Raw genomic sequence first — 1,254 nt, forward strand, 5'->3', positions numbered from 1 at the left:
GGATCGTGGGCGCATATAACTGAACCACATCGACTGATCCCCCAGCAGACCACCGAGCTGAGACCCCGGGGATCCCGCAAAAGGCTGAACCGGTGCATTGGCCCGTGACGCGCTCTGCTGCTGCGCTATCGAAGGCTTGGGTGCTTTAGGAGAATGCATGACGCTTTGGTTGCTCCCAGGGAAGCACAGGATACGCCTGTGCCGGTTTCGGATTACTGTTGAATGTCAGCACATTACCCCATGTCGTGTGTCGGGGCAAGATCCCCGGGAAGGCAAAGGTCAGCGCCAGCGCATCTGCGAAGTCCGGTGAGCCCCCCGGCTGCTTGTCCTTCGGAACCAGCTTCGTCTTGTCTGACGTCTCATTGATCTCATACAGCCGGGCTATCAGCTCCTTCTCCAGCTTCAGTATCGTGGACTTGATGCACCCTCCGGCGATCAGCCAGTCCTTCATCTCGAACCACAGCTCAGTACCCCGGTTGATGTACAGCCTGTCCTGAAGTGCTTTGGATCCGAAATGCACATCCACCGCCGGGGCGCTTCGCTTTCGAAGAATGTCCGCAAGAGGCCCGCCCACACCCGTAGCATCCACAGCAATGATATCCGGCTGGAAAGGGAGCAGGTCTGCAATGATCCGTGTTGCCAGCCGCTCCGTGTCCTTCGTCATCGAGGCCGCATACCGCCAGGTGGGCAGCGTGCGCGCATCCCGCCCCCGGCGCAATGTCACAACCGTGCTGTCAAGGCCGCCGCGCGATACGTCGATGCCGCATACCAGCGCCTGGCCGTGATCCCCCGCCACCACAGGGCGGGCCATGGCCTCCCTCACATCATCCGCCCCGTTCACCGTGTCATTGCCCTGCAACGGGAACTCACCCTTGACCCGCACACGCACCGTGTCCGAATCTTCACCGTACTTGCGAACCATCGCATCGAGGTGATCCTTGTTCGTAATACCCGACTTGCGCGCGTCCACGTGATACGTGACCCAGCCCTCCATGTCAAACAGCTCCCGGAACATTCCCACCGGCTGCGTCGGATTCCCGAACGCAAAGTGGAACGGCTCACCGTCCGTCTTACCACCATCCGCAACTTCCCAGATCTTGTCCGGGATGGCCGAAGCTTCGTCGAAAATGTAGAACGGTGAGCTGTGTGCCGCGTGCAGACCGGCAAACGCTTCCGTGTTGCGCGGGTCGAAAGGGATCGCATCCACCCGCCACTTGTCCTTGCGTGCCGGGTAGTTCATGTTCATGTTGCCCC

1 protein-coding gene is annotated in these 1,254 nt (G+C 60.4%); it reads right to left on the minus strand.

Annotation, left to right across the window (positions count from 1 at the left end):
• Positions 1-145: 145 nt before the first annotated feature.
• A partial coding sequence (locus ACOCD2_RS20545) for a hypothetical protein (RefSeq protein WP_419626010.1) occupies positions 146-1,254 on the minus strand: 1,109 nt, incomplete at its 5' end.

This window comes from Thiolapillus sp., assembly GCF_048562965.1.
GTDB classification, from domain to species: domain Bacteria; phylum Pseudomonadota; class Gammaproteobacteria; order Chromatiales; family Chromatiaceae; genus Thiolapillus; species Thiolapillus brandeum_A.